The 24,383-nt window shown below is 43.7% G+C and carries 21 protein-coding genes and 3 pseudogenes; 8 read left to right on the top strand and 16 right to left on the bottom strand.

Going from position 1 to position 24,383, the window contains the following annotated elements:
* Nucleotides 1–50 precede the first annotated feature (50 nt).
* Nucleotides 51–404: a hypothetical protein gene (locus I8U27_RS08455; RefSeq protein ID WP_181751731.1), complete on the bottom strand. Its 354-nt coding sequence runs from the start codon at nucleotides 402–404 to the stop codon at nucleotides 51–53.
* Between the two features lie 137 nt (nucleotides 405–541).
* On the opposite strand from I8U27_RS08455, the gene I8U27_RS08450 reads away from it, so the two are divergent.
* Complete coding sequence (locus tag I8U27_RS08450; protein ID WP_181751732.1) at nucleotides 542–817, top strand: Mpo1-like protein; 276 nt, start codon at nucleotides 542–544, stop codon at nucleotides 815–817.
* A 69-nt stretch (nucleotides 818–886) separates the two neighbouring features.
* Here I8U27_RS08450 and I8U27_RS08445 read toward each other — a convergent pair whose 3' ends face one another.
* The 9 genes from I8U27_RS08445 to I8U27_RS08405 all read right to left on the bottom strand — a co-directional run bounded on the left by I8U27_RS08445 (nucleotide 887) and on the right by I8U27_RS08405 (nucleotide 6,960).
* The gene (locus tag I8U27_RS08445; RefSeq protein ID WP_408637641.1) at nucleotides 887–1,069 is read right to left on the bottom strand and encodes a CDGSH iron-sulfur domain-containing protein; all 183 of its coding nucleotides are present in this window, start codon (nucleotides 1,067–1,069) and stop codon (nucleotides 887–889) included.
* Nucleotides 1,070–1,223: 154 nt separating this feature from the next.
* Nucleotides 1,224–1,391, bottom strand: coding sequence for a hypothetical protein (locus I8U27_RS08440; RefSeq protein ID WP_181751734.1), 168 nt, complete (start codon nucleotides 1,389–1,391; stop codon nucleotides 1,224–1,226).
* A 15-nt stretch (nucleotides 1,392–1,406) separates the two neighbouring features.
* Entirely contained in the window at nucleotides 1,407–1,925 is a 519-nt protein-coding gene (locus I8U27_RS08435; RefSeq protein WP_181751735.1) for a hypothetical protein, read from the bottom strand.
* Between the two features lie 11 nt (nucleotides 1,926–1,936).
* Entirely contained in the window at nucleotides 1,937–2,713 is a 777-nt protein-coding gene (locus I8U27_RS08430) for a hypothetical protein (RefSeq protein ID WP_181751736.1), read from the bottom strand.
* A 2-nt stretch (nucleotides 2,714–2,715) separates the two neighbouring features.
* Nucleotides 2,716–3,240, bottom strand: a complete 525-nt coding sequence (locus I8U27_RS08425; RefSeq protein ID WP_181751737.1) for a coiled-coil domain-containing protein — start codon at nucleotides 3,238–3,240, stop codon at nucleotides 2,716–2,718.
* Nucleotides 3,237–3,749 carry a hypothetical protein gene (locus I8U27_RS08420; protein ID WP_181751738.1) on the bottom strand — a complete coding sequence of 171 codons (513 nt, stop codon included), beginning with the start codon at nucleotides 3,747–3,749 and terminating at the stop codon, nucleotides 3,237–3,239. Before I8U27_RS08420 ends, I8U27_RS08425 begins: the two co-directional genes overlap by 4 nt.
* A gap of 12 nt (nucleotides 3,750–3,761) precedes the next feature.
* Nucleotides 3,762–4,346 carry a hypothetical protein gene (locus tag I8U27_RS08415; RefSeq protein WP_181751739.1) on the bottom strand — a complete coding sequence of 195 codons (585 nt, stop codon included), beginning with the start codon at nucleotides 4,344–4,346 and terminating at the stop codon, nucleotides 3,762–3,764.
* Between the two features lie 27 nt (nucleotides 4,347–4,373).
* Complete coding sequence (locus I8U27_RS08410) at nucleotides 4,374–6,356, bottom strand: AMP-dependent synthetase/ligase (RefSeq protein ID WP_181751740.1); 1,983 nt, start codon at nucleotides 6,354–6,356, stop codon at nucleotides 4,374–4,376.
* A gap of 22 nt (nucleotides 6,357–6,378) precedes the next feature.
* Nucleotides 6,379–6,960 carry a TetR/AcrR family transcriptional regulator gene (locus tag I8U27_RS08405; protein WP_181751741.1) on the bottom strand — a complete coding sequence of 194 codons (582 nt, stop codon included), beginning with the start codon at nucleotides 6,958–6,960 and terminating at the stop codon, nucleotides 6,379–6,381.
* 251 nt (nucleotides 6,961–7,211) lie between these two features.
* Here I8U27_RS08405 and I8U27_RS20575 point away from each other — a divergent pair.
* From I8U27_RS20575 to I8U27_RS08390, 4 genes and pseudogenes are all read left to right on the top strand, one after another.
* Nucleotides 7,212–7,388, top strand: a pseudogene (locus tag I8U27_RS20575) (sulfite exporter TauE/SafE family protein); the annotation flags it as partial.
* 385 nt (nucleotides 7,389–7,773) lie between these two features.
* Nucleotides 7,774–8,406, top strand: coding sequence for a glycoside hydrolase family 11 protein (locus tag I8U27_RS08400; protein ID WP_181751742.1), 633 nt, complete (start codon nucleotides 7,774–7,776; stop codon nucleotides 8,404–8,406).
* Nucleotides 8,407–9,090: 684 nt separating this feature from the next.
* A pseudogene (locus I8U27_RS08395) lies at nucleotides 9,091–9,409 on the top strand (group II intron reverse transcriptase/maturase); the annotation flags it as partial.
* Nucleotides 9,410–9,464: 55 nt separating this feature from the next.
* Nucleotides 9,465–10,304, top strand: a complete 840-nt coding sequence (locus I8U27_RS08390) for a formylglycine-generating enzyme family protein (protein ID WP_181751743.1) — start codon at nucleotides 9,465–9,467, stop codon at nucleotides 10,302–10,304.
* Nucleotides 10,305–10,699: 395 nt separating this feature from the next.
* On the opposite strand, the gene I8U27_RS08385 is transcribed toward I8U27_RS08390, so the two are convergent.
* Together I8U27_RS08385 and I8U27_RS08380 are read right to left on the bottom strand one after the other, a co-directional pair.
* The gene (locus tag I8U27_RS08385) at nucleotides 10,700–11,131 is read right to left on the bottom strand and encodes a tyrosine-type recombinase/integrase (RefSeq protein ID WP_332310903.1); all 432 of its coding nucleotides are present in this window, start codon (nucleotides 11,129–11,131) and stop codon (nucleotides 10,700–10,702) included.
* Between the two features lie 264 nt (nucleotides 11,132–11,395).
* Nucleotides 11,396–12,193 (bottom strand): alpha/beta fold hydrolase, encoded by a 798-nt coding sequence (locus I8U27_RS08380; RefSeq protein ID WP_181751744.1) that lies wholly within the window; start codon nucleotides 12,191–12,193, stop codon nucleotides 11,396–11,398.
* A gap of 229 nt (nucleotides 12,194–12,422) precedes the next feature.
* On the opposite strand from I8U27_RS08380, the gene I8U27_RS08375 reads away from it, so the two are divergent.
* Nucleotides 12,423–15,383, top strand: a complete 2,961-nt coding sequence (locus I8U27_RS08375; RefSeq protein WP_181751745.1) for a Tn3 family transposase — start codon at nucleotides 12,423–12,425, stop codon at nucleotides 15,381–15,383.
* A 485-nt stretch (nucleotides 15,384–15,868) separates the two neighbouring features.
* Here the strand turns inward: I8U27_RS08375 and I8U27_RS08370 are convergent, their stop codons facing one another.
* Nucleotides 15,869–17,035, bottom strand: coding sequence for an MFS transporter (locus tag I8U27_RS08370; protein WP_309506124.1), 1,167 nt, complete (start codon nucleotides 17,033–17,035; stop codon nucleotides 15,869–15,871).
* 272 nt (nucleotides 17,036–17,307) lie between these two features.
* A complete protein-coding gene (locus I8U27_RS08365) occupies nucleotides 17,308–18,153 on the bottom strand; it encodes a tyrosine-type recombinase/integrase (RefSeq protein WP_181751747.1) in 846 nt (281 codons plus the stop codon).
* A 167-nt stretch (nucleotides 18,154–18,320) separates the two neighbouring features.
* Between I8U27_RS08365 and I8U27_RS08360 the strand changes: the two genes are divergently transcribed.
* Entirely contained in the window at nucleotides 18,321–18,485 is a 165-nt protein-coding gene (locus tag I8U27_RS08360; RefSeq protein ID WP_232345323.1) for a hypothetical protein, read from the top strand.
* Between the two features lie 23 nt (nucleotides 18,486–18,508).
* Here I8U27_RS08360 and I8U27_RS08355 read toward each other — a convergent pair whose 3' ends face one another.
* Nucleotides 18,509–19,096, bottom strand: coding sequence for a phage integrase N-terminal SAM-like domain-containing protein (locus tag I8U27_RS08355; RefSeq protein ID WP_181751748.1), 588 nt, complete (start codon nucleotides 19,094–19,096; stop codon nucleotides 18,509–18,511).
* Between the two features lie 187 nt (nucleotides 19,097–19,283).
* Here I8U27_RS08355 and I8U27_RS08350 point away from each other — a divergent pair, with 187 nt between their 5' ends.
* Nucleotides 19,284–20,702 (top strand): pyridoxal phosphate-dependent decarboxylase family protein, encoded by a 1,419-nt coding sequence (locus tag I8U27_RS08350; protein ID WP_181751749.1) that lies wholly within the window; start codon nucleotides 19,284–19,286, stop codon nucleotides 20,700–20,702.
* Between the two features lie 168 nt (nucleotides 20,703–20,870).
* Here I8U27_RS08350 and I8U27_RS08345 read toward each other — a convergent pair.
* A pseudogene (locus tag I8U27_RS08345) lies at nucleotides 20,871–23,824 on the bottom strand (Tn3 family transposase).
* Between the last annotated feature and the right edge of the window lie 559 nt (nucleotides 23,825–24,383).

Genomic DNA, 24,383 nt, shown 5'->3' with positions numbered 1-24,383 from the left:
CGGAAACGATGTTACCGGATAAAAATATATGAAAGGCTGGTCTATTAACCTTAATGATTTCCGTTCCAATAACGAATGTGGGTTTCTTTGGAAGTAGGGCGCTTGTCAATCAGACGCCCGTTTTTATCAAATCGGTATTCATATTCTTTATAATGTTCCACAACCCAGGAACCTTTTTTCCCCTGAGGTGTATCGCCAGCTGAGGTGTCGGAAACTGTCTCCGATCCAGCCAATTCCATCACATATTCTACCCGCAAATCGGGTTGTGCTGTACCTCCGATCGAGGGAACCGCTTCCTCAGCGGGAACCACATTCCTTCCTAATATCAATGCGCCTAACATAAGATTAATTGCCACTGCTGTTCCCAGCGAGGTTTGCATAAGTATATTTTTCCAGTTCTTCATGAGTGACGGGCTCCTTGCCTTGGACTTGTTTCTTAACAGATATATATGAAGCCGGATATGGATTAGTCCTGATTTGTATGATTGAAAGAATGGGGATCAAGGGTAATAATAAAAGTAGGAAAGGGAGGGATGGAATGATGGATTTTTCCCGAATGTTGGAAAAATATCGCCAGGATCATCAACATCCTGTGAACAAACTGACGCATGCCATTGGGATTCCTTTGATTATTATCTCGCTCCCGTGGTTTTTCTTTAATTGGAAAACTGCTCTCATCTTGTTTGTGCTGGGATGGGCTTTTCAATTTGTCGGACATTGGTTTGAGGGAAAGAAACCGTCCTTTTTTTCAAATCCAACATTTTTGATTGTCGGGCCTGTCTATTTTTTAAGGAAATTATTTAATAAACATAAATAGTTTAAGTAAAAAAAAGCCGGTTGCTCCCTCAGGGAGTCCGGCTTCAGTCCCATTAGCATTATGTAGCTTTTATAATACCTTGCTTGCACGGACACAATCCTCAAATTTTCCCCTATGCGTTCCGTCACAGAATGGTTTGTTTTCAGATAGTCCACACCGGCAAAGAGCGACTTGTTGTTTAGTGGCAAAAGCGTTTCCCTCAGCATCTAATAATTCGATTTCCCCTTTAACGATGTAGGGGCCCCGGTCCATGATTTGAATGCGCGTCTTCTCCACTGGCATAACCTCCATTTTTTATATAAGTCAGTCTTCTATCTTTATTCTATGCCCCAGATGAACAGCTTTCAAACTAAGGGTGGATGCAGTTTTAAAAAGAAACGGGGTCACAGGCTGTTGTGTACCGTGTTCACAACCATACACTGACAGCCACCAGAAAGAGGTAGGCGAAAGTGACCCCGATCATACTCATCACCCATTTTTCGGCAGGTTCATTTTTGACGATTGATCGAATGGCCAGGAAAGTAAACAGTAAGACTGCCAGGGTGGAAAGTAAATAAAGCAGGCTAAAGAACATATTATCTCCTCTTTACTATGGTAAGTAACTCAGCCAGATTAATTTCTGATTCAGTCTGGTTAATTCCTGGATTGAGGTATGGGTTAAGCCGGATAGTTTCTTTAAGTAAGTATTCTCAGTACTTGTCTGTTTTGCCACTTCAGTTGATTCGGGAACAAGCTGTTGATTAATCTCTTGTAATTGATTTAACTGATTAGAGACGGTTGAAGTATGTCCGTTGAGCAGTTCCAATCCGGTCACAATTTTTTGTTCGCTCTGAGTAACCCGGTGCAAACTGCCGTTCATTCGCATGAGCCGGCCTCTGGTGTTTTCTAATTTGTTGTTCATCTGTGTGATGGTATTTACGGTTTGATGCAACGGCTTTAATTGCTGGTTGGTAACCACAGTCAGGCGATGGGCCTCCTGAATATTTTGATGAACTTCAGCCATGACTTGATTGGTTTTCTGTTGATTTGTAATTTGTTGAACAGTTCCCCAGCCAAACAAACCAAATAAAGTAAGATTGATTAATAAAAAGATGATTTTGCTCTTCATATTCATCTCTCCTATGGCAAAAGAAGATCGAGTAAGCCTTTGTCTTCTTCAGCCCGGTTTGGCTCTTTTTTATTTGGAAGGAGCGAATCCAAAATGCCTTCAACAGGTTTTTCCGGGAGAGGAAGAAGGGGCGTTCCATTCTTCTTATCATCATTCGGCTGGCGGGGAACCGGCAAGTCCAACCCGGTTTTTTTCTCTAAGTAGGATAAAGCGTCAGTGATGCGGGCGATAAAACGAAAGTTTTTGACAGATTGGTCCAATTGGACTAAAAGATCATCCATTTGTCCATTTAACTTCCGGGTGTTTTCACCAATGGCTCCGGTATTTTCGGCAACATGGCCCAGTTGGTTCACGGAAGTGTTCATCTGTACAGTGATCTGGTTCGCTTGTGCCGCTACCTTCTTTGTGAATGAATACGTTTTTTCTTCACGGTCTAAAATCTGTTTCATCAATTCACGAGCTTTTACGTTTCCTGCCAATTGCTGGTTAAGCTCACTTTGGATAGACCGGTTGGTTTGAATTTGCGAGCTGAGTAATTGATTCTGTTTATCCAGTGCATCCAAGGTGTCTGAAGCTTGGGCTACTTCATTTTGCAATTGTTTCGTATCATGGAGCATTTCGTCCGTTTGGCCGACCAGATCCCTGGTTAACCCAAAAATATTATATGAGGCCAGCGAAGGGAGAAGGGTTTGATCACTCCACCGGGCAAAAGCCGGAGCGGCTACGCTGAATGAGGTGACAATGGCAATGATGATTGTTATCTTCCATTTTTCCCATATGCTTCTCATCGTCATTTTCCCCCTTTTTGATGAATGAATTTTGTTTTCTCATTCATCTCCCGCAGATTGGCATTAATCTGTTCCTGAAGTGATTGCATCGAGTTTAGGGTTTCTACGATCTGCCGATTTGTCCCCTTCATTGACTGAAGCTTTTGCACACTGCCTTGAAGCGAGGATTGAATAAGCTTTAACTCGTCCGATGTTAACGCAGTATTCCGGTCAATGGTGTGGACACGTTCTGCGATGGAGGCAACAACTTGATCCAGTTCTTTTAATTCTCTCTCCAGGCCTTTGGTATTGTTTTGAATTCCGGTCACTTTTTTATTTAAAGCGCTGGTTTTCTCATTTAACTTACTGATCGTGGACAACTGGCTGTTCATTTTTTGCGATTTCGCAGCTGATTGTACCAAATTTTCTTTTAACTTCTCTGACTCTGCGGCGATGCTGTCCTGAATGGAAAGTTGGAGCCAGGTATTGCCAACAAGTAAAAGTAAAACGGCGGTGATAAGAATCGGTATTCCCAGCGTTATTTTCATGGCAGATTCACCCTTGGTGTTTTACTATTTAAATTTTTTGTGGACTTCAGAATTTGATCAAGATGTTGTTTGTCCTTTGTTGCCATGGTGGACATTTGTTTTAACATCTGATCCAGTTTGGTGAGAGATGGGGATAATTCGGAAAGGGCCGATTGTACATCGTGGATCTGCTGCTTCGATTGCATGGAGAAATTGACCATTTGGTTATTTAAATGCAGGGTGTCCGCGTTATAATCGACAACTGAAGAAAGAAAGGAAAGAGTGCGGTTTGTCTTGTTTGTTGTTTCCGTCAGTCCCTGGTCTATCTGCTCCAATGTTGTCACCATTTGATTTAACTCATTATTTTTTTGAATAATGCTTGCCTGTACCCGGTTGAGTTGTTCGATTGATTCAATATTGTCTTCCAGGCTGGCATGAATCTTTTTTAATTGCTGCGTCATTGTCATTCCATTGATCAATAATCCGCTCAAAAGGAGCATAGCGAAAATGGAAAGTGCTTTTCTAAACATTGTTTTCCCTCCTTACGGTAATGAGCGAGCGGCTCTGTCGCTTTTGGAGGCGGCGGATTTTAGTTTTTGTTCTAACCGTTTGTTTTCCTCCAATGCTTCACGCAACTTGTCCAGTGTATCTGTAGTGATGGATTTTAAACGTGTACTATTACTGGCTTGTGTTTGTCCGGAGTCTGAGATGATTCGCATCTGAATAGACAGGTTTTTACTCAAGGCATTTAAATTTCGGCTTAGTGTTACCTGTTCCCCGGTTACATCCCGAATCTCCCCCAGTGTCTCACTTTGCTTCGCAGAAACCCGGTTTACTGTTCCCAATTTTTCGTTGACAGTTTTGGTTTTTGCCGATTTATTATCGAGAGTAAACAAGCTTTGCAAGATGCCCCTATTTACCTCGCCTAGTTGTTTTGTTTTCTTGTCTATATTTTCTAACATGCTGTTTAAATCAAAAGATTTCACGGTCTCAGGGTCAATGAAGGCAGTTGCTCTATTGCCGTACTCTCTCCATGATTTACGATCAGGTAATTCTGTGGCCATGGAGAGTGTCAGGGTCAGGACAAACGAGGTTAAAGCTGCGGTTATGACTACTTTGTATTTCACTGAAGTTCACCTCTTTTCCGGTGTGTTTTAAAAGATGAAATAACGCACGAACAGACCTGTGAGGATACCGAGGATGATCCCCAACCAGAGCTGAGGGTTTAGCCAGAGCGGCGGCTTTTTCTTGGTCTTCCGGGATGAATCAATAGACGTGGATGGAAGGCTGTTTTGTATCTCTGCAGACATTTGGGATGAATGATACTTGACAGGGACTGTCGCAGCAGCGGCCACTTCCTCTTCCGCTGTTTCCTCATATAATTCAGCTATGACGGAAGCATAATTTTTCTCTACTTCCTTTAAGCGTACTTTTAAGGTGGGGGTGAGTTCTCCTTTTTCGATTGAAAACTCATCTTGAAGAACAGCAAATTTTTTTGGCTTTTCAAAAGGAGAAAAATCAACCAGTAAGCGCTCTATTTCTTCCTGAATCAGCTGACGGGTTTCGATGGCACGGGCAAGGGAATCTTTATCTCCCGCTTTCCAACCCCGTTGGTGTGCAGTTTGCAGAATTGCATCATAGTCCGGGACAATCAAAGCACTCACGTATTTGCGGCGGTGGCCAATCAGAACAGCCCGGGAAATGTACGGGCTGCTGCAGAGCATATTCTCTACTGGCTGTGGTGCTACATTTTTACCGGTGGATAGTACAAGAATGTTTTTCTTGCGGTCAATGATGCGGATAAATCCATCCTCATCCATATCTGCGATATCCCCTGTTCGCAACCACCCGTTTTCCAGGGTTTTCTCTGTTTCTTCGGGTTGCTTGTAGTATCCCATCATGACACTGAGGCTTTTTACCATTAACTCTCCGTCTTCTGCCAGCTGCACTTTGGTTCCGGGGAGGGGAAGTCCAACGGTTCCCGGTTTATACCGGGTGACGGGATTGGTGGAAATAACAGGTGAGCATTCGGTCATTCCGTAGCCTTCAAGAATTGGTAAGCCAATGGTGGAAAAAAAGTGACTGACTTTCGGATCAAGGGCCGCCCCTCCGGATACCATCAGGCGCAATTGGCCTCCCAATTTGGAAATGATTTTAGAAAAGACGAGATGTTGGGCGATCAGATAACGTATTTCTGTCCAAAAAGGGACACGGGTGCCATATCCTTTGTCTGTGTAAGCCTTCCGATTCTTTGCGGCTTGTAACGCCCAATTAAACATCCTTAATTTAAGCAGAGAGCCGGATTTTATCTGTTGCATGATCTGTCCGTAAATTTTTTCATATAGACGTGGGACACTGGTGATCAATGTTGGTTTTACTTCAAGGATATTTTGCGGGACCGTCGTCAGATTCTCGGCATAGGCGATCGTCCCACCGGCATACATGGGAGTGAAGTGTCCGCAAGTGCGTTCAAAAATATGGGAAACGGGCAAAAAAGACAAAGAGAGATCGTGATGGGTAACAGGAAGGTAGTAGAGGCTCCCAATGATGTTTGACAGGATGTTTCCATGGGAAAGCATAACTCCTTTGGGGTTCCCGGTGGTTCCAGATGTATGGACAATCGTTGCTAAATCACCGGGATCAAGGGTTTCCCACTCGGCCGGTTTGCGGTTGGGAACAGTATCTTGCACTACTTGTTCAAAGGGGACAACAATGGGGTGTTTAACTGGTTTATTTTCCAAAAGGATGATGTGTCGTACCTGTTTGGGCCACCCTTTCAAGCGTTTCACCATTTGTGGTGTCTGAACGATGGCCAGTTCCACATCGGCATTCTCCAGGATAAAAGAGACCTGGTTGGCAGCCAAGGTGGGATAAATGGGAACGGTCACTGCACCCAGGCTTAAGATAGCGAAATCACTGATCAGCCAGCGGGGTCCGTTTTCCGAAAAAACAGCTACCTTACTTCCTCTGCCGATGCCCATTTGCCGAAGTCCTTCAGCAAAGCAAAGGACTGTATTCCAAAGTTCACGGTACGTACAGCTTTGATATTTCCCTTTTTCCTTCCACATGATTGCTCTTTTTTCCGGAAATCTTTGTGTAGTTTGGTAAAGCATCTCTACCAAATTTTTAGGAGTCATTTTCTTCCCCTCCTCTGAAACCTTATTTCGGTGATTCATCACGCAATATTTTACTTAACATTTTCTCCAACACACCGGCGAGAAGTTCTGTAGGTGGCAGATTCTTCAACATGACTGACTGGATGACGATTTGATTGACCGCACCCACCATTGCATGTGAAAGAACCCATTTTTCCCGGGCAATCGACTCAGTTTGATCAGGTGAACAGGACAGTTCCCGCTGAAAAATCCGGGCAAAATGGTCATAAACATCTAACCGCCTGGATTCTAACTCCGGACAGAGCCCGACGGTGTCAACCATGAGTAGTTTGGCTATATCCCGGTACCTGAAACAAGTATCAATATACGTTTTGATACCTTGATAGGTTCGTTCGGAGGTCGGTGGATATGATTTCAAGGTTACTTCGACCGTCTCAATCAAAGCTGTGGCCACCAATTGAAATAAGTGGATGAGCAGGGCATCTTTATTTTTGTAATACTTGTAAAAGGTTGTTTTGGAGGTTCGGGCAATCGTGACAATGTCCTGGACAGATGTTTCCAAATAGCCGTTTTCTGTAAACGCTTTCAAAGACGCGGTTAGTAAACGGGTTTGTTGATCCGGCATAGGGGAATCCTGATTTAGTATTGAAATGACTTCTGTTTGTTCTGGGAGTGACATCAGTTTGTAACCACTTCCTTTGCAAGTAGTACGCTGACGTACTATAACTCTATTATAATTGAATTAGAATAATAAATAAATAAGATTTAGAATAGACGGAATTTATATTTTTAAAAAATCTACCGAAAAAACAGATTGCCAGCCCGGGGTTATTCCGGGGCGGCCTCTTATCTTGCAGAAGCGAACGAAGCAAAAAAACAGGTCAAGTTCTTCTGCTCCCCTCTATCATTTTGGTTATTGCCAGTCTGATTGCGATTGCCTCTCCTTTGGGGGCAACAGCTGGAAAAAAAGTAAAACCAAAAAAGTTGCAAGTGATTTTATCGATTGTCATTATAGTTACATCGGTGAAAATCTGGTTGGATCTTCTTTCTTAACCTCGAAAACCTCATGGGAGATATTTTCTCTCAAAGGAGGGGACATCTATTGATTAGTATTTTCATTGGAATTATCGTAGTATTAGGTGGGAAAATCTTTAATTTTTTCTTCGGATCGGAATTTTCTCAATTATCTTAGTTTATCCAATAGACAAACTTTGTTCCGGGTGATATACTATTGATAGAGAAAGTGAGATTCATTGATGCCATTTCAAATGTAAGCAAGTGTTATGTATTCGCTTACATTCTATAATTTACCTAGGGAGGAGGTGACAGTCCGATGTTCACGGAATATACACAGGATAAGTTATGTACTGCAAAGAGAAACAACCGACAAGTAGTATGTAGGTAAGTAGTGACAAAAAAATATTTTAGGAGGTAAATTATGTTTAAGTTTAATAAGAAAATCTTGATGGTATTTATTGCAGCTTCAATGAGTTTGAGCTTGTTTGCAGAAACCGCAAGTGCAAACACCTATTGGCAATATTGGACCGATGGTGGTGGGACAGTAAATGCTACCAATGGATCTGGTGGCAATTACAGTGTTACATGGACAAATAGCGGGAATTTTGTTGTCGGTAAAGGCTGGGCTACCGGATCACCATCTAGGACAATAAACTACAATGCCGGCGTCTGGGCGCCGTCCGGCAATGCGTATTTGACTCTCTATGGGTGGACGAGAAACTCACTCATAGAATATTACGTCGTTGATAACTGGGGCACTTATAGACCTACTGGAACGCATAAAGGCACCGTGACCAGTGATGGAGGCACATATGACATATATACGACTATGCGATACAACGCACCTTCCATTGACGGCACACAAACTTTCCAACAGTTCTGGAGTGTCCGACAGTCGAAGAGAGCGACCGGGAGCAACGTCGCTATCACTTTTAGCAACCACGTTAACGCATGGAGGAGTAAAGGAATGAATCTGGGGAGTAGTTGGGCTTACCAGGTGTTAGCGACAGAGGGATATCAAAGTAGTGGGAGTTCTAACGTAACGGTGTGGTAACAGGTCAACTGCAAGCAGGGCAACTGACGGGCACCGGACAATTTCCGGAATATTGAGAAAGTCCTTTCATCATTGATATTGCTAAGGCCTGCCGGTCTCATAGCCGGCGGCCTTATGTATGTGCGCCCAGCATGGGCATGATCTATAGGGTTCAAGTCCCGAATAGTGAAGGTAGTAGTAGCTATTAGCTTAAGACAAGGGTGTCCACCGCGAGGTGGAATCTGAAGGAAGTCGGCGGCAAACCTCCGGTCTGAGGAACACGAACTTCATATGAGGCTAGCATTTGTTGGATGAGTCTGCATACCAAGACAAAGTCCTTACTGCCGAAGGCGAATGAGAGTAAATGAAGCAGATAGATGGAGAGGAAGATCATGTCTTACCTGGGGATATCTGGCTGGTACGCCATGCACTCATGGTAACCTTCTTCGAAAGGAGAAACTGAACAGCCAGAAGTCAGCAGATACCATAGTACCTAAGTAGAGGACGCTCGAACAGGGAAGGGTTGAACACTGTTGAACACTTAGGAAAAGCGAATCACTAGGCGTTCATTCTTTATGATGAGACAGACAATCCGTACAGGACTTACTTGCAGGAGGAAGTGGTGAATCCACGGAGGACTTCAAGAGGGTGGAGTAAAGAATGGCACAAATAGACCGATACGCTTACGAGGAAGGTATATCTATAATGGAACAATTGTTGTCACGGGAGAATCTTCGAAAAGCACTCCACCAAGTGGAGAAAAATAAAGGAAGTCATGGAGTGGATGGGATGAGAGCACATCCGAACCCATTGGACTTCTATTCGTGCTTCCATCGAAGATGGAACCTATAAGCCGATGCCAGTCCGACGAGTCGAAATCCCGAAACCGAACGGTGGCGTTCGGTTATTAGGTATTCCTACCGTGCTTGATCGTTTCATTCAACAAGCAATTGCTCAAATTCTGACTCCTCTGTTTGACCCCGACTTTTCCGAAAGTAGTTATGGCTTTCGCCCCAAGAGGCGAGTTGTAGGCCGTCACGGCCTATAACTTTTCCTATCAGTTTAAAGGAGATATATCAATGAGAAAGCTATTAATTTTCCTTTTAATGGCAATAATATTTGTTGTCTGCGCTTGTTCGCAAGAAAAGCCTGAAAAGAATGATAACTTTGTATTAGTCAAAGGCGGGACTTTTACGAACACAAAGTCCAACTACTATGGAAAAAGTGTAACAATATCGGACTTTTATATCGGCAAATATGAGGTAACTCAGAAAGAGTGGAATGAGATAATGGGAAGTAATCCCTCAAAATTCAAAGGCGACAATTTGCCGGTAGAAATGGTAAGCTGGTATGACGTTGTTGAGTACTGTAATAAAAGGAGTATAAAAGAGGGATTAAAACCGTATTACAATATAGACAAGAATAAAATAGACCCGAATAATAAGAGTGAATACGATAATATAAAATGGACAGTAACGATCAATGTGGGAGCTAATGGTTACCGATTGCCGACAGAAGCGGAGTGGGAATATGCTGCAGGTGGAGGTCAGATGAGCAAGAGTTACACATACAGCGGAAGCAATAATGCAGATGAAGTAGCATGGTATTGGAGAAACGCTGGAGATAAATACTTATCAGGAGACTGGAACTGGTCTATCATAGAAAACAACAATAATAAAACAAAATCTATCGGTGTCAAGAAACCCAACGAGTTAGGACTTTACGATATGTCAGGTAATGTAAGGGAATGGTGCTGGAACTGGTACGGAGACTTGGATAGTAATAGCGGTTCTTTCCGGGTTGTGAAGGGCGGCGGTTGGATCGGCGATGTCAGCAATAACGAGATATCTTTTCGGGGCAAGTTCGAGGCGAGTGGCATTGGCCCCGATCAAGGTTTTCGTGTGATTCGCGGCGAGTAAACGGGAACAAGACATACCAAGCATAATCGAAAAAATCTACTGATAAGAAAGGGGTGGGTATCAGAAACCTTGGCATACAAACAATAGAAGCTATGGAAGATAAGTATCTCAATGATAAACTTACAATTCCATTATTAGATAAGGACAACTGTCTGTCACTCATACCTGCTCCTACCTCTTAAGCCCCGAAATTAGATTTGAGTCTAGGTTACTTAACGTAGTAAGCTAGATGAAGAATCAATGGAGGGGATTTTTTATGCAACGGAGATGGTTTACGATCGAGTTCCAACAGCAAGTGATCCAAGAAGCCAAAGAGGGGTAATACCAGCGAAGCTGTCACCAGGGGCAAAGTAGATTCCATAAAAAGTAAAACCCTCAATTGAGGGCTTTTTTTCTTAAAACTCTTCTACATATTGGGCTGCCAACTCCTCGGGTGGATTCGTGTAACGCTGTATGTATCGTTGGGACCGATGGCCAAGGCGACGTTCTAGTTCATAAGCGTCTGCACCCGTTTCTTGAGCTAATCGAAAGGCGAAGGTATGCCGAAGATCATGAGGACGCAGGGGCGAAATCTTTCGTATTGGATCGGGTACCTCTGCGTCATGCCAACGCCCAATCTGGTCCAGTATCCCATTGATCGACCGTGGAGAAAGCCTGCCATCGGGCTTACGAGCAGGTAGTCCCTTTGCACTTAAGAAAAGGGCTTTAGTTTCAAGAGTTACATCCTGTTCACGCTCTTTTTCCAGGTAATCAGCCAACGCTAAGCGGGCATCCACAGACAGAAACACCGTTCGTTCCGTATTTCCTTTCCCCTTAACCCGCTGAATCCTAGCTCGACGGACATTTTTCAGTTGTTCAGGTGTGTTGGGATAGAGTTGACCAAATCCAAGTCAACCAATTCTTGACGACGAAGGCCTGTGGAAAGGAGGACAAAAACAATGGCTCGATCACGTAAAGGACGACTGTAAGGGGTGGAGGTAGCATCCGGCGAATTTGGTGCCATCTGCCCAAGAAATGGAAAATGACTTGAGGAACCACTTAGGGGACTCAAGTCATTTCGCGTTTATACAGGAAAATCGTGGATGACACGTTCATATTCCCTTTATTTCTTCTATTATTAACCGATAAAAGGAGTCTTTGGCATATTTTTCTTTCCAAGGGGAATGCCCACATTTTTTTAATAAGTAAAATCGAAAATCATTTAACACCTGTTCTAAAGGTATCTTCACTCCCTCTGCAGGATGTGGATCATAGTCCCCATGTATAGCAACCACAGGACAATTGATTTTTCTCCCTAGTTCCAAAAGATATCCAGTTTGTCTTAATTTTGATGCTTCACTCCAAACTGCTTGAAACATGTCACTCTGAACTTGGATTGTATCCTGTTTATCTGTTTTAATTTCGATTGGGTGGTAATTATCCGTTTTTGATACAAGTTTACCAAGTCGAGCAAGAACTTTATCTTTTTCATTGGTACTTGGAGAATTTAGACTGGTGATCAAAGAAAAAAATTCTTCCTTTTCTTCCGTGTTCAGACGTCCTAATCTATTTTTCTCTAAGTCTTTAACATATCTTATTTCAAAAGGGCCACTGCCAACAAGGATCAATTTCTTAACTAAAGATGGATATCTTGCTGCAAAAATAAATGCTAACCACGCTCCCCATGAATGTCCGATTAATGTTATTGGTAACTCTCCAAAGTTCCTTACGACTTCGCATAATTCAAAAACTTGTCCTTCGAGCGATGTTTTTGTTTGGATTGGTTCCATTACCCCATATTCTTTTGATAACTCCCTTGCAATTGCAGCAACAGTACCCGGTGCTCCAGGTCCACCATGAATTACAGCGATTTGAAATGGTTCTTTTCCGTAAAATCTAACATTTATCATTTAAAGGATCCCCTCTTTTTTCAAGTGCCCCTTTACAGACGCTGTACGGGGCCAAGAAAATGGACACGGGTATTCATTTCGTGATTGTTCCGAATTTTGTTTTTGTTTTGTAACTTCCCTTATTTGGCTGTTGTCCTTGCCCGAGAAATTAATGCTCATTATACTCAGATAAATAGAAAAGTACCGACTCTAGTGATTCTAGGAACTTTTGAAAGGGTTGTCATCAAAGATGAAGCAACAGTGGACCAAGGAAGAACTCATTGAACACTTTACTTTATTGCCTCCAGAAAGACAACTGGTTGAAGAAAAGAATCGAGAATCACAATTAGGCTTCGCTGTTTTGTTCAAATACTTCCAAAACGAAGCCCGATTTCCTGAACGTGCTGAAGACATACCTATACCAATGATCGAGTTTCTGGCTAAACAGTTACGAACAACCACCGATCAATTTTACCAATATTCATGGACAGGCAGATCGATTAAGCGTCATCGTGTTCAAATCCGGAAGTACTTCGGTTTTCGTGATCACACTGCGAACGATCTCCAAGCCATCTCACAATGGCTCAAGGATAAGGTGTTAAGCCATATTCACGACATTGAAGTATTAAAAGAACGCGTTTATGACGAACTTAGGCAGCGAAAGATTGAACCCCCTGTTGATAACACAATAGAGACACTTGTGCGTTCAGCACTACATCAGCATGAACAGGATTTTTTCGCCCAAACGTTCCAACGTCTTTCTCCTACATCTATTTCTCGAATGGATGCAACCATTGATGACTGGATAAACGCAGATCATGAGGATACAGAAGAGCAAGGAGCCGGCGATCCGGATCGGATGACCTTTCGTAAGATCAATATGAGCCCTGGCCGCGCCAGCAGAAAGAGTTTAGAAGAAGAAATCAAGAAACTCAAGGAATTGCGCATGCTGGAATTACCCGACGATCTTTTCAAGCACGTTCAACCTAAAATTCTAAGGAAATATCGTTTGCGTGTCGTCTCAGAAAGGTTGACTGAGATTCGGCGGCATCCGCCGGAGATACGCTACACTCTTTTGGCAGCCTTCTTTTGGTCTCGCTCACGTGAAATTACTGATGCCTTAGTGGAACTGCTCATTAGTATAGTTCACTCCATTAACGCTCAAGCAGAAAAAAGAGTTGACCGTGAGTTGTTGCAGGAGATCAAAAAGGTTCGTGGGAAAAACAATATCCTGGCTTCCTTGTTAGAAGCCCTGTTTGAACATATGGATGGTGTAGTTAAAGATGTCATCTCATCGGTATCAGATGAAGACACGTTGCGAAATCTTTTACGGGAGTTGAAGCACAATAAAGAGGTTTATCGTGAGAAGGTCTATTATCGAATGCGTAGTTCTTATAGGAGTTCTTATCGAACCGCAATCAGAGAACTTCTCAAGATTCTTGATTTTCGGTCAAACAATTTAGAATATCAGCCAATCATTAAAGCATTGGACGTAATTAAAAAACACATTGACTCCAAACAACAGTATTTCGCTGTGGACGATGATGTACCGATTGGTGATGTAATTCCACCCAAGTTTAAGAAAGTAGTACTGGAAACAGATAAGAACGGCGATTTGCGTATTAATCGTACGAATTACGAAATTTCCGTTCTTTATTCCCTGCGGGAAAAACTCAAATGCAAGGAAATTTGGGTAGTGGGGGCCGATCGTTACAGGAATCCTGACGAGGATTTGCCGGCCGATTTTGAGGAACGGAGAGAAGAGTATTATGAATCCCTTGGGCTAAAGCTCGATGTAGATTCTGTCATCAACGATCTCAAACAGTCATTGCATCGCGCATTGGACCAATTGAATAAAAATATCCCAGAAAATCCAAAAGTAAAAATCAGTAACCACAAGGGCGGATGGATTTCGGTCACACCATTAGAACCACAGCAAGAGCCAGAACGCTTGACTCAGTTAAAAAGAGAGATTGCCAACCGGTGGTGGATGATTGAATTAATTGATATTTTCAAGGAAGCTGACCTTCGTGTAGGGTTTACAGATGTTTTTCAGTCCTTGGCCACACATGAGCGCCTAAATCGTCCAGAAATCCAAAAACGTTTGCTTCTTGCCCTTTATGGATTAGGTACCAATATGGGTTTGAAGCGAATGGCCACTGGCAATACCGATGTAACCTATGATAACTTGCTTTATATTAAACGTAAGTTTATCCATCCCGAAAACTTGAAGGCGGCTAATATTAAGGTCGTAAATGCCATTTTAAAGGAACGAGTAGCCGAAGTGTGGGGGAAAGCTACCACATCTTGCGCATCAGACTCCAAAAAGTTCGGCGCATGGGATCAAAACCTCATGACCGAATGGCATCCCCGCTATCGCGGAGGGCCCGGAGTCATGATTTATTGGCACGTTGAAAATAAGTCTGTTTGTATCCACTCACAACTAAAGACCTGCACATCTTCTGAAGTGGCTGCCATGATTAAAGGACTGCTCCAGCACGCCACCGAAAAAGAAGTCGATCGCAATTATGTAGACACGCATGGCCAAAGCGAAGTCGGCTTTGCCTTTTGTCATTTACTCGGCTTTAAATTGATGCCCCGATTCAAAAATATCGGCTCACAGAAACTGTATAAGCCCGATCACGGCATGGCAGATGTGTATCCGAATTTGCAATCGGTACTCGCCAAGAATCCAATCAACTGGGATCTGATCCGTCAGCAATACGACCAAATGGTGAAATACGCCGCTGCCTTGCGATTTAACACGGCAGAGACGGAGGCAATTCTCAAGCGCTTCAGTAAGAACCGGACCCATCCGGTTTACAAGGCTTTGAGTGAGTTGGGGCGTGTTATCAAAACAATCTTCTTGTGCGAGTACCTACAGTATGAGGAAATCCGACGCGAGATCCATGAGGGGTTGAATGTGGTTGAGAACTGGAACTCAGCCAACAGCTTTATCTTCTTTGGCCGGAACGGGGAAATTCAAAAGAACCAAGTGGGTGAACAAGAAATTGCTGTGTTGAGCCTTAGCCTGTTACAAAATTGCTTAGTCTACATCAACACCCTCAAAATACAGAACATCATTAAGGAAAAAGGATGGATCAACCATCTGACAACCGAGGATCTGCGTGCGCTAACCCCACTGATTTATAACCATATCACGCCATACGGTCAATTTAACGTGGACTTGGATAAACGGTTGCCGATATAAGGAGGGGATCGCCATTAAACAACGGACCCACCTAAAAAGAAGGCCCGGGAACTGGCCAAATACCTTCGTGAAGAGAGACCAGATTATGATTACCTAAAGAGTGTATTCCGGCACTTGCGTGCCGAATTGGAAGTCGAAGTGCCAAAGGCAAATAAGAAATTACTTTACGTGCCTACAGGGGGTAAGTGAACGATTCAAGGAATAAGGAGCCACATCTGATAATATTTCCAATTGGGGTGGTACCGCCAGCATTTTATAAAAAGTGTACGATAAGGAACTAAGACTGATAAAAAAGCTGATTCCCACGACGCTAAGAAAGGGAATCGGCTTTTTTGTATCACAGGGATAAGGTAAGAATTCGTTCTTTTTTAAGCCACTTTTAATGGAGTTTTACGGATTACTGCTACCAATCCGGAAAATAAACTTATCCAATACCGACAACCTGTACGTCAAGAGGTGCCTCTTTGAAAAATGATCTAGAAAAACTATAACTTACGTATCGGTGAGACGAGTGCAATAACAACTTCCAATCCTTTAGTAACGGCAGCTAAAACAAACACTGAAGCTGGATTAATACTAGAAATAAATGATCCTACAAAAGCTCCCAATGGCATCGCTAAACGTGTAAATACTCTGGAAAATCCAAGCACTCGCCCTAACATATCTGATGGGACTGTTTCTTGCCGTACTGAAGCAACTAGGGAATTCCAAGCAACATTACAAACCGTGGCGATCCCAAAAGCAATCCCCGGTGCTAACCAAAAACGACTTGTTATGGCAAAGATAAGCCCTATGGCTCCGATCCCAAGTAAAATGGGAATCAAGATTCCACGTCGAAAACGTTTATCCAATGGTATAACTACCATACTGCCGATCAGCCCCCCGACCCCGATCAGCGTATAGTTAAGCCCGCTTTGCTCAGAGTTAAGATGAAGGGTTGATAAAAGGTAGTACATGAATACGGCTAGTACAGCGCTTGCGCCAAAATTTCCAACCATCGCTTGCAACGATAATGAAAAGTTCAGGCGGTCGTTCATGAGCCATTTAAACCCATCAACAATATCTTTTGCCATATTCCTTAAGATATTTTTCCTATCGGTTAAATGAGTATCCCCTAGCGATGGAAGTCGAAATACAGCTAAAAATGTAGCAGTAAAAGAGAAAACATCTAACCAAAGCGTGTGAAAACCTCCAATGGCCGCAACAATTATTCCAGCAAGAGTAGGACCTGCTAAATCAGCCAGTTGGTTTACCAATTGATACCCTGCGTTCGCCCGAGTTAGATCATTTCCAGCCATTTGTGGAATAGACGAGATTGTGGCTACATCAAACAAAAGGCTTAATACAGCCAAAATAAAGGAAATTACATAGAGGTGCCAAAGAGAAAGCAGGTTTAGCAGGTGCAGGATTGGGATTAGACCAACCAATAAAGCTCTGGTTATATCTGCTGTCAGCATTAATTTTCGCCGATCCCATCGATCTACAAACACGCCGACTACTGAACCAAACAAAACAATGGGTAATACACTGGTCGCAAAGAGAGAACCCATCACAATCGCCGAACCAGTCAATTGATAAGAAATCCAAGGAATCGCAAAAGCATTCAAGGAATCTCCCAATCTTGATACGAGTAATCCGGAAAGAAGAATGATATAATCCCTAGGTAATGGATTAGAACCTGATGGCTTAGTTAATTGAAATGATTTTAGTACCGTCGACCATAAACTTTTTAAGAGTGTCAACATTAGTTCCCCTTTCTGTCGACACTCTTAACGTACAGGTTGCCGATTTATAACGCACTAATTTTCCAAATTGGTACCAGTAACCCCATGTCCGTACATAATCTTTTCAAGATTATTATATAGTATTTTCAATAAACAGAGAAATTTTAATAGATAAGTTATTTGGTTCTAACTCAAAGAAACTATCCAAATACCTTCTGAACTGCTTGCTCCAACTCTTTTTCTGATGGTTTGGAGTAACGGCGTGTAATATTAATGTCTGAGTGGCCAGCTAACTCTGCTACGGTGGCAATATCTACCCCTGACGCGACCAATTCCCTACAATATGTATGTCTTAATTGATGGGGGTAAACTCCATACTTCTCCAATATCCGTTGCACAGAGCGAATGGTAATCCGCTTTTTATAATTGGACAGAAATAAAGCTGGATTATCATCTTCCCGCGTCTGAAGATATATATAAAGGTGGTTACGTGCATCTACAGGTAAGGGAACTTTACGTGCAATATCTCCTTTTCCTTTACGTACCCTTACTGTTCCGGTTCTTTCACCAATTTTAACATCATCTCGATTCAAAGCCACTAACTCAGAGACACGAAGGCCTGTATAAAGGAGCAGATAGACGATAGCAATATTTCTTAGCTTTTTAGAGCGCTCCACTTCACGGAGAATCCGATTTCGTTCATTCCGATCCAGGGACTTGGGGGCGATATGCCGGATTTTTCTTGATTCTGGTCGCCGCACATATTTAAGGACCTCAGGGCAACCCAAATACTTTACTAGAACGGATAGGGCAGCAAATTTATTTTCAATAGTGGTTGGGCTGTTTCCTTTTTCTTCAAGGTGATTGATGAACTGCTGTATGTCGATTCTGGTTAATTGGTGCAGATCACCTTTATTTTGCTTTAACCATTGAGCAAATTCTCGTATAATGCGAGTATACTTGTCAATCGTCTGACTATTCTTTCCTTTTTCTTGCTGTTCACTAATAAAGCTGTCTATGACTTTCGCGACAGTTTTTTCGTCCATTAACTCACCTACCTTTAACGTAGTCATGCAATTTGTTGGGATCAATTATATCCTAAAACCGTCGTGAAAGGAAAGTTTCACGACGGTTTGACTCTTATCCACACAGTTCCTATCGGATCTACTGTGCACTAGGTAAGTCAAACGGAAGTGCATAGCTGCGCCACTTCTTGTTACCGTGGTTAAAGAAACAAGGCATTGACGATGCACTCATTCAGCCTTATTCTGAACATGCAAGCCGTAAGTCGCTTGAAGTGTATTCTAAATTGGCCATTACCGATGCTCAGGATGTATATGAACGTGTCATCCTGAGTTTCCTGTATAAATACGAATGACTTGAGTTGCTACGTATGCAACCTCAAGTCATTTTCCATTTATTGGGCAGATGGCACCAAATTCGCTGGATGCTACCTCCACCCCTGTAAGTTTTTAAAGGAGCTTTCCTTCCCTTCCACCGTCGTCCTTTCAACTGATGGAACCGCTCCAGCCGATCACAGACGTTTTTGAGGGACCGAACTTGCTCATCCGAAAGAGCCCGTGGCTCTAATGGAGGTAGGCCTAACTCCCGAATCCCTTGAGCTGGATCCCCAGCGGGAAATTGATTGGGATCCTGGGTTTGAACCCAGGTAGTAAAAGCAGACAAGGAAGCCATATGGTTATTGATTGTTGCAGGTGCTAATCCCTGACTCTGAAGGGACCGCTGCCAGGCTAACACATCCCGCTTCAAGCAGGTGGAAATCCGATCGTGACCGTAGGACTTAATAAAAAACTCCAGGAATCGTTTTAAGTGAAGTCCGATTTTTCGGGTGACCTCCTCAGAACGAACCCCAATCACTGCTAACTGCATGTACCGTTTCATCCACTCATTCAAACTGTCAGGGACATCATCAAGGGACGTTTTTTCCTTTCGTGAAGTGAATTGTTCGAGATAATGGACGTTTTCCACCCCGATTTCCCCCTCCGTATGTACAAATCACTTCACAGAAGGGACGTTCTGTGAAGTAGAATTTAACTAGATTATTTGGCAATAACAAACCTAAACCCTTTGCTAGGCTGCTGAATATAAAGACCGCATAGTAAGTGATACGATAAACTATAAACAAAAGTAATTACAAAATGGGGGAAAAGAAACAATGAACGAAAAGTTGCACCTTACTCCGGAAGAGATGCGGGAGATGGGTTATCAAGTGGTCGATCGGATTGTCAATCATATTTGTCAGTTGCCGGATAAGCCGGTGACAAGAAATAGCAGCCCTTCCCAATTGGAAAAAGCGTTGGGAGAACCGCTCCCCGAACAAGGTCTTGATTTTGAACAAATCATTCAACTGCTTGATGAGGCCGTTTTTTCACAGATCATGCATCTTGATCACCCCCGTTTTTTTGCGTTTGTTCCAGGTCCGAGCAATTATATCGGGGCGTTGGCAACCTTTTTAGCTAGCGGATTTAATGTGTTTGCAGGGACTTGGTTGGAGGCTTCCGGTCCGGCCCAGATCGAGCGGGTTACAGTGGATTGGATTGTACAGCTGTTCGGTCTTCCGAAAACGGCAGGAGGATTGTTTGTCAGTGGTGGATCCATGGCGAACTTGACTGCATTGGCAGTGGCTCGACAGGTGAAGCTCGGCGGTCCGTCGGAAAACTCTACCGTCTATTACTCCGATCAAACTCACTCCTCTGTGGAACGGGCCTTAAAAATTCTAGGGTTTCGAAGGGAACAAATTCGAAGTATTCCTTCAGATGAGGCTTTTCGTTTACCGCTACCCGAGCTGGAAGCGCAGATTCAAAAAGACCGATCCGAGGGGAAACAACCTTTCTGTGTTATCGCGAATGCAGGCACAACCAATACAGGGGCTGTGGATCCTTTGGAAACTTTGGCGGAGTTTTGTAACCAAGAAGGGTTGTGGCTTCATGCGGACGGTGCCTATGGTGCCCCAGCAATTCTAAGCGATCAAGGACGCAAACAGCTAAAAGGAATTGAATCAGTCGATTCATTAACGATTGATCCTCATAAGTGGTTATTTCAACCTTACGATACGGGATGTATACTTGTGCGAAACAGTCAACATTTAAAGGAGACCTTTCACATCCTCCCCGAGTATTTGCTGGATGTTGAAGGAAAGGAACAGGAAGTTAATTTCTGTGATTACGGTATCGAACTTACCCGTAGTTTCCGCGCATTAAGGTTGTGGATGTCATTTAAGATGTTTGGTATTGAATCCTTTCGCAGGGCGGTCAGTCACGGCATAGAGATGGCCGAAACAGCGGAGGAAACCTTGCGTCGGTCCCCTTATTGGGATGTGGTATCGCCGGCACAGTTGGGAGTAGTTACTTTCCGTTTCGTTCCTGATTCTATGGATGAAGTAACGATCGACAAGTTACAGCAGCAGATTGTCAATCGGATGATCCAGGAAGGTTTTGCTATGATCAGTACAACGGTATTGAGAGGCCGAACCGTTTTGCGCTTGTGCACCATCAACCCACGCACAACCAAGGAGGATATTCGGAACACAATTCAAAAAATGGAGGATATCGGGAAAACGATTTACAAAATATAAAGGGAATGAATTTGTAAAACGGATCCTTCGATGAGGATCCGTTTCGGTTTTATGGCCATTTCTTTTTGAAAAAATCGTTCCATTTAGCGATTAAATTAACACCTACTTCCTAACGATCTTATCCCTTATTATATCGAAAAGTTGTAAAAGACTTTTTTTGCGACGAAATCAGGATATGCCGACTTTTTGTCCTAACGATAACCTTTCTCTCATGTTCAACCGGAAAGTTCCGTAAGGGTTCACATGGGAATAAATTAACGGCGTTAAAGCACGGAAGTCCTCTGGGTGTAGGTGGCTCAACAGTTTATGATCATTTTCCATTAAGACTTCCTGGATCATCAAAGTATTGATAAAGATTAGGCAGTTTTGCAACAAATGCAAAGATAATACCGCTACTTCCTGATCTTCCAACTGATTAGTTTGGATTTCGCCTCCCTTCCCATAGAAAATAAAGCTGTTGGCGGAATTCCAGTTCTCCACGACATTCAATCCTTCATGGATTTCCCGGCGAACTTCCTCCGAATGAAGGTATTCGCACAAGAAGATGGTCTTCACGGCTTTCCCTAGTTCACTCAACGCCCGATACGTCGGATGCCCGCTGTTTCGGATAAACCGTTTTAAGATCGCTTCCGTTTCGGCCGTCCCCAGGCGGAGGGCTGTGGCATATTTGATCATTTGGTCGTACTGTTGGCGTATTAATTCCCAATTGATCGGGCGCGTCAATACCGGTTGAAGATGGGGGTAGGCATCTGGCATGCCCGTTTCGGGCCGGTATAATTTTTGACTGTGAATCGCTTTAAACCGGGGCATCAAATGAAACCCTAGCAAGTGGCAAAAGGCAAAAGCCACTTCGCTTTGTCCGTGGGTATCCACGTAATTCTTCTCGATACTCATATCGGTGCTGTGGCGCAACAATCCATCAATCATCGCAGCAACTTCTGACGAGGAACACGATTTCAGCTGGGAGTAGACACAAGTGGAGTTTTTCTCTACATGCCAATAGATCATGACTCCCCGACCCCGGTAACGAATGTGCCACTCGGTCATCAGGTTTTGGTCCCACGCTTCGAACATCTTGGAATCCGAAGCACAGGAGGTTGTCCCTTCACCCCAGATCTCCTGCAACCGATGGTTCAGGATGGCATTGACAACGGCTGCTATGGCTTGACGGAGGTTTTCCTTGTGAATGAACTTCCGCCGAATATAAAGAAGGTCTTTATAACTTTCTCCGTGGTCTCCGGCGGATACCCGTTTCAGCCCCGTGTTGGTACCCAATCCATATAAACAAAGGATCAATCGCTTTTGAATCGTCTCCCGATCCAACACCTCTCGAACCGCTACGGTTTTAAATCGTTCGGTAAACCCGATTCGCAAATCCGTTTCCTTCAGGATATCCAGCAAGCTTGTCATGGGCCAACGTTTCATGATTTGGGCTTTGATCTGGGTAAGATTTCGCGGTTCCGGTTGGGGCTCCAGGGGAGAGACTGAGATCCACCCGTTTCCCTTGGTAAAGATCCGTACCTTTGGATTGGATCGAATTCCAGCATTCAATCGTTCCAATGCCTCATGCATAGTCTGCTGGAGCTTCTTGATAAAAGCATCCGCTTCTAACGGCTGCTTTAATGCCTGATAATGCTCTTCCCGGTATTGATCAAAGTCTGGCGGAAGATCTTCCTCGGGATTGCGGTAGCGATCCGCTCCTACCACCCAGATTTCTTTGCAACGCAATTTATCCCGCAAAGCGTGGAGCACACTAATTTCGTAATTGATCCGGTTGATTCGCTGTGTTCCCTGATCAATAACGGTCTCCACCCAAGCAGGCCGGACCACTCCTTCAATGGGAACCTCGTCTGTTTCGGCATAGTGGTGATGACTGGTGCCGGCATATTGTTTCAACAACTTTAACGCCTGAATGACCGGTTGGTGTACGTCGTTGTTGGATCGAAAATGAAGTACATCCAGAATTTCCGGAACCATGCGCCGGTAATGCATCCCGTAGGAGGACCGCCGGTATAAACTTTCTGACGGTACGCCGGACCGGTATTCTTCATTTCCTTGACGAGTGATCGGAGCGTTTCTTCCTGGACAACCGGAAAGAGTACTTCCCGGATAATTCCGTCGGGGTATTCCAGCGCCGTTTCGGCCAAGCGATATAAAATTCCCGTCTTCCTAGTTACCCGCTTAAGGTCATGAAGGATCTCCTTTTTCACTTTGCGTTCCGCACGAGCACCGATCCGGTGAACAATCTGGATTAAGAGTTCCACTAAATTATCCGTGATTTCCCGACTCCGGCTCCAGAAAAAGGCAGACAAAAGCGTATACCGTACCGGTTCGGGGTGTCTTCGTAATTCCCGAATATCTTCGGTAACGGCGCGCTGCCGATACCGTTTAATCATTTTGGGAGGGACATGAAGAAAAAGATCTTCTGGAAGTTGAAGATGACGGATCGTCCGGAGCTTGGATATCTCCCGGAACAAACTTTCTAATCCCACCCGGCCGGGATCCGCAACCAGTTCACGGAATGTAAGGGGTTGTTCTTGATCCTCTTCACCGGAGGATTCGGATGTCCACAAATGAATCAGGTTATCCATTCGAGCGATAGATATGTTGGATAACCGACGATAGATTTGATCGAAAAAGGAGGTTTCGTATGTACGAATAGCAGAACGTACAACTCGGTCAAAACGCTCCGGTGTCGGGGGCTCCAATCGTCGTTGGCGGAACTCTGCATAGGCTTTTTCCTTCACCCATTCGAGTTCGATATTTCGAGGCAACACATGATCATGGACCCAGTCTATCACTTCTTGAATGTCTTTGGTGGTCGACTCCCGAAACCCACAAAATTCTCGAATTTGTGCCCGATGATATTTGATTGCTCTTCCGTTCCAGTCGTATTGAGAAAACAATTGAGGATCGGTATCAATTTGTTTAGCGATAAATTGCACCACTGCCTTGGGGATCTCATTTTTTGTAGTAGGAAAACGGGCCTTACACTGAAATATCTTCAATAAAACCGCGAAACCGATCCGTGTTTCCCCCGATTTGTTCCCCACCAACTGCATTTCCTTCGGAAGTAAAGTAAAATGTTCGATGAGTTCCTCAACATCCCAATTTCGCTTCACGTCGATGAGCCTCCCTCTGTAGATGAAGTAGTAGTTTAGCCACATCTTAATTGGAGGCGAAATATAAAAAAAAGCCCTCAATTGAGGGTTTTACTTTTTATGGAACCTACTTTGCCCCTGGTGACAGCTTCGCTGGTATTACCCCAAATTGTCACAGCCAAGTCCACAGCTTAGGATTAACCGTTGAAAAACCGCGTCCCTCACGGGGCGTTTGAAGAGGCTTGAGCCGTGTACGGGGAAACTCGTATGCACGGTTCTTAGGGGGGAACGGCTTCGAAAGGAGCCTGCCCTACCCGACACCCCTATACGTTTAAGGCGGCAAACGAAAGGGCATATTCTGTCTCCTTCAAACTTAATCATGACTGGACAAGAAAGCCAATGGCTTTCCAAATCAAAAAAGAACATCCAGAGATCATTCAAGAACACTTGAACTTACGAACCCGCTCGAATCTAGGAAAACCGGGGCTGTCCCAAAAGGATGGGATAGCCCCGAGCTTTTTTGTAGTTTTTTTGAGAAAGATCAAAAAAGAAATCGCCCCGTTGTAGTAAAATGAATGTA

This window comes from Paenactinomyces guangxiensis, from assembly GCF_016055185.1.
GTDB classification, from domain to species: domain Bacteria; phylum Bacillota; class Bacilli; order Thermoactinomycetales; family Thermoactinomycetaceae; genus Paenactinomyces; species Paenactinomyces guangxiensis.
This window is presented reverse-complemented; position numbering and strand designations above follow the sequence as displayed.

Excerpts from the sequence above, each read along its gene's own strand:
- I8U27_RS08365 (WP_181751747.1), bottom strand. The coding sequence starts at position 18,153 with ATGGACGAAAAAACTGTCGCGAAAGTCATAGACAGCTTTATTAGTGAA.
- I8U27_RS08405 (WP_181751741.1), bottom strand. The coding sequence starts at position 6,960 with ATGCCGGATCAACAAACCCGTTTACTAACCGCGTCTTTGAAAGCGTTT.
- I8U27_RS08420 (WP_181751738.1), bottom strand. The coding sequence starts at position 3,749 with ATGTTTAGAAAAGCACTTTCCATTTTCGCTATGCTCCTTTTGAGCGGA.
- I8U27_RS08425 (WP_181751737.1), bottom strand. The coding sequence starts at position 3,240 with ATGAAAATAACGCTGGGAATACCGATTCTTATCACCGCCGTTTTACTT.
- I8U27_RS08390 (WP_181751743.1), top strand. The coding sequence starts at position 9,465 with ATGAGAAAGCTATTAATTTTCCTTTTAATGGCAATAATATTTGTTGTC.
- I8U27_RS08430 (WP_181751736.1), bottom strand. The coding sequence starts at position 2,713 with ATGAGAAGCATATGGGAAAAATGGAAGATAACAATCATCATTGCCATT.
- I8U27_RS08350 (WP_181751749.1), top strand. The coding sequence starts at position 19,284 with ATGAACGAAAAGTTGCACCTTACTCCGGAAGAGATGCGGGAGATGGGT.
- I8U27_RS08435 (WP_181751735.1), bottom strand. The coding sequence starts at position 1,925 with ATGAAGAGCAAAATCATCTTTTTATTAATCAATCTTACTTTATTTGGT.
- I8U27_RS08380 (WP_181751744.1), bottom strand. The coding sequence starts at position 12,193 with ATGATAAATGTTAGATTTTACGGAAAAGAACCATTTCAAATCGCTGTA.
- I8U27_RS08440 (WP_181751734.1), bottom strand. The coding sequence starts at position 1,391 with ATGTTCTTTAGCCTGCTTTATTTACTTTCCACCCTGGCAGTCTTACTG.
- I8U27_RS08445 (WP_408637641.1), bottom strand. The coding sequence starts at position 1,069 with ATGGACCGGGGCCCCTACATCGTTAAAGGGGAAATCGAATTATTAGAT.
- I8U27_RS08400 (WP_181751742.1), top strand. The coding sequence starts at position 7,774 with ATGTTTAAGTTTAATAAGAAAATCTTGATGGTATTTATTGCAGCTTCA.
- I8U27_RS08450 (WP_181751732.1), top strand. The coding sequence starts at position 542 with ATGGATTTTTCCCGAATGTTGGAAAAATATCGCCAGGATCATCAACAT.
- I8U27_RS08410 (WP_181751740.1), bottom strand. The coding sequence starts at position 6,356 with ATGACTCCTAAAAATTTGGTAGAGATGCTTTACCAAACTACACAAAGA.
- I8U27_RS08455 (WP_181751731.1), bottom strand. The coding sequence starts at position 404 with ATGAAGAACTGGAAAAATATACTTATGCAAACCTCGCTGGGAACAGCA.
- I8U27_RS08375 (WP_181751745.1), top strand. The coding sequence starts at position 12,423 with ATGAAGCAACAGTGGACCAAGGAAGAACTCATTGAACACTTTACTTTA.